This is a genomic window from Ilumatobacter sp., assembly GCF_041688325.1.
GTDB lineage: Bacteria > Actinomycetota > Acidimicrobiia > Acidimicrobiales > Ilumatobacteraceae > Ilumatobacter_A.
This window is the reverse complement of record NZ_JBDNIJ010000225.1, coordinates 1-3,096: the sequence shown is the minus strand read 5'-3', so window position 1 is coordinate 3,096 and position 3,096 is coordinate 1. Positions and strand designations below refer to the sequence as shown.

Here is a 3,096-nt window from a genome sequence, read left to right as displayed (position 1 = left end):
TCGTCGCCGTAGTTCGCGAAGCTGAATGCGTCGACGGCCGGATCGAAGCCGCTGCTGATTGCACCGTCTCCGAGAGCCGGAATGAGCTCGGATGCGGCCTCGCCAGATCCCGAGTCATCGCTCGGGTAGCACTCGTCGAGAATGAAGCCGTCGGCATCGACGCACTCGTCGGGAACCTCGCCATTTTCCCAGCAGTTGTCGAACGCCTCATCATCGGCGAAGCACTCGAACGGGATGACCGAAGACCTCCCCGCGTCTGACTCGTCGGCAGCGTCTGATTCGTCGGCCGTGTCGGCTGATTCGTCTGTTGTGCCGTCCGATTGGTCGAGCTCCTGTGAGTCCGTGTTCGCGACATCAGAGTCAGAGCTCACGCTGCCGCACGCGGCGGCAGTACTGATCAACGCGAGAGCGATGAGTGTCCGGAAAAATTTGGTCATGACGTTCCTCCGAACACCGTGTGAAATGTGGATTGCTGGGCCATTACCGAGTTGAACCATCGGGCATGGTCGTGTTGTTAAAACGGGTGCCAATCAGGATCGTCATCTGCATGTCGGCATCGCTGAGGTTTGCGTCGGTGAGGTTCGCCGTGCCGAGATCCGCCCAACTCAGGTTGGCGCCCGACAGATCCGCACCGGTGAGGTTCGCTCCGGACAGGACGGCTCCGCTGAGATCAGCATTGACCAGAAGAGCGCCGGACAGATCGCAACCGTCGAGCCGAGCAACGGTGAGGTTCGCTCCGGACAGATCGGCGCCACTCAGATCGAGTTGGTACAGGTCGGCCTTCGACAGATTGCGCACGACCGGTTCCACACCGGACGGATCTTGCTCATCGTCGCCAGTAGCTCGAGCCACGTTCTTATCGGTACCCATGAGATCCCTCTGAACCCCCGAAGAGCGGCTCGAATGAGCAGCCAGGGTTGTCAAATATCGATTATGCCGGAGCTGACACACACTGGTCAAATAAAAGTCAAGATTGGGTACGGTTGGGCTCAAGCACCTGCAATACCTGGCTCAAGAGCGACCAAGCCACCAGGGCTCGGTGCCCGAGTTGTGCGACCGGTTTATGGTGCCGCTCAGCCCACGACGGCCATCACAATCAGGCCGGCACGGGTTTCGTTCGACTTCGACCCAGCTGTGTGTCAGGCACTCACGAGCGTCAGGTGCAGAACCGGCTCCGGGAGCTGCCAGAGCCGAGCGAACTCCTCGGTGACCTCACGGATTGCCGAGAACACACAGCCAGCAGCGATGGCGCCGTTTGCATGTTCCATGGCGACACCGAGATGCTGCATCGCACCCTGGTAATTGCCAACCGATCCGAGAACACACGCCAGGTTGCACCGTAGGAACGGGTCGTACGGGTCGATCTGGACCTGTTCCTGGAGCTGGTGGATTTCTGATTCTCTGGTCGTCATTTCGAAATTGATCGACCAATACAGCCAACGCTTGAGCAACCCAGACGGATCATGCCGAAATCTTGCATCTCACCCTGCAAGATGACTCCTCAACGTCACGCTCCCCGCTGCCAAGCCTCTCGGTAGCCTGCGCCGAATGAATTGGCCTGCTTCGACGATCAGCACGTGCTGACGTCGAACGACGCGGCGCCCAGCGACACACACGTCTCTCAGCTCGGCCGACGACCCTTCGATCCACGACGCGTCCCGTTCTATTACGGGTGGGTTGTACTGGTGGCCGGCACGATCGGAATCATCGCATCGGTGCCCGGCCAGACCGCCGGTGTCAGCGTTTTTACTGATGACCTGACCTCCACGACCGGGTTGACCCGGCTGCAGTTGGCGATTGCCTACCTGATCGGTACGGGCGCGAGCGGGCTACTGCTTGGCATCGGGGGCAAGATGATCGACCGCTACGGCTCACGCGTCGTCGCGTTCGCCGCGACGATCGGCCTGGCCTGCACCGTCACCGGGCTGAGCTTCGTCGGTTCGATGAGCACGCCCGTCGGCCTCATCGTGATGAGCGTCGGTTTTGGTTGCCTCCGGTTCTCCGGACAGGGCCTCTTGACCCTGTCGTCGCGGACGATGGTCGCCCAGTGGTTTGACCGACGGCGCGGCCTGGTCAGCTCACTCTCCCAGGCTGCTGGCAGCTTCGCCTTCGCCGCTGCGCCCGCCTTGCTCCTTGCGCTCATCGACATCGACGGGTTCCGCACCGCCTGGCGGATCATCGCTGTCGGCCTCGTCCTGGTCATGGCCACCGTGATTGCCACGCTCTACCGAGTCAGCCCCGAGGCCTCGGGCATGATCATCGACGGCGGCCTCGCTGCACCGGATGCCCGCGACACACCGGCCATCATCGGCAAGGACACCGACGCGACACGCGGCCAGGCCCTGCGCGACCTGCGGTTTTGGGCAGTCACGCTGCCGGTCATGGCGATGTCGTCGACCGCAACGGCAATCACGTTCCACATCATCGACCTGGGCGCGGAACAGGGGCTGGACCAAGACACGATCGTGCGGATCTTCGTGCCGATCGCATTTGTCAGCGTGCCGGTCACGTTGTTCACCGGTTGGCTCATCGACCGCACCTCGCCAATGGTTGTCGCCATGGCGATGGGTGCCTCGCAGGTGCTCATGTATCTCGCCATCGGCTACCTCGATGTGACTGTGATGGCTGTGCTCGCGATCATTGGCTGGGGTGCTGCGCAGGGCTGCTTCTCGTCGCTGACGTCGGCGGCGCTGCCCCGTCTCTTCGGGCGTCGACACCTCGGCGAAATCGCGGGGATGCAGATGAGCGCCATGGTGATCGGCAGTGCCATCGGGCCAGCCTTTTTTGCCCTGTCTCGTTCGATGACCGACAGCTACCGGCCGGCACTGTGGATTTCGGCCACCGTGCCCGCCGCCGCCGTGCTCCTCGCGGCCGCCGGCAAACGCGCCGACACCTGACCTGCGAGTCAGCGCGAACTGCCGGTTCCGCTCGCGCTGTCAGGGCGCCCAACTGTGGGTATGCACAAACGCACTAGGTTCCGTACATGACCCGGACGTCTGCCTTGCTCGCAGTAGCCAGCATCGCACTGCTCGCTGCATGCAGCGGCAGTGACGGGCAGGCCCGCGTCTCGGGCCCTGACCCCGTCACCGCCCCCTC

3 protein-coding genes and 1 pseudogene are annotated in these 3,096 nt (G+C 62.7%); 1 reads left to right on the top strand and 3 read right to left on the bottom strand.

Annotation, left to right across the window (positions count from 1 at the left end; genetic code table 11):
- From ACH2EI_RS13005 to ACH2EI_RS12995, 3 genes and pseudogenes are all read right to left on the bottom strand, one after another.
- A pseudogene (locus ACH2EI_RS13005) lies at nucleotides 1–437 on the bottom strand (hypothetical protein); the annotation flags it as partial.
- 43 nt (nucleotides 438–480) lie between these two features.
- Nucleotides 481–870 (bottom strand): pentapeptide repeat-containing protein, encoded by a 390-nt coding sequence (locus tag ACH2EI_RS13000; RefSeq protein WP_395160316.1) that lies wholly within the window; start codon nucleotides 868–870, stop codon nucleotides 481–483.
- A 269-nt stretch (nucleotides 871–1,139) separates the two neighbouring features.
- Complete coding sequence (locus tag ACH2EI_RS12995) at nucleotides 1,140–1,412, bottom strand: hypothetical protein (RefSeq protein WP_395156607.1); 273 nt, start codon at nucleotides 1,410–1,412, stop codon at nucleotides 1,140–1,142.
- Between the two features lie 165 nt (nucleotides 1,413–1,577).
- On the opposite strand from ACH2EI_RS12995, the gene ACH2EI_RS12990 reads away from it, so the two are divergent.
- Nucleotides 1,578–2,897, top strand: coding sequence for an MFS transporter (locus tag ACH2EI_RS12990; protein WP_395156605.1), 1,320 nt, complete (start codon nucleotides 1,578–1,580; stop codon nucleotides 2,895–2,897).
- The last annotated feature ends 199 nt before the right edge of the window (nucleotides 2,898–3,096 follow it).

Excerpts from the sequence above, each read along its gene's own strand:
- ACH2EI_RS13000 (WP_395160316.1), bottom strand. The coding sequence starts at position 870 with ATGGGTACCGATAAGAACGTGGCTCGAGCTACTGGCGACGATGAGCAA.
- ACH2EI_RS12995 (WP_395156607.1), bottom strand. The coding sequence starts at position 1,412 with ATGACGACCAGAGAATCAGAAATCCACCAGCTCCAGGAACAGGTCCAG.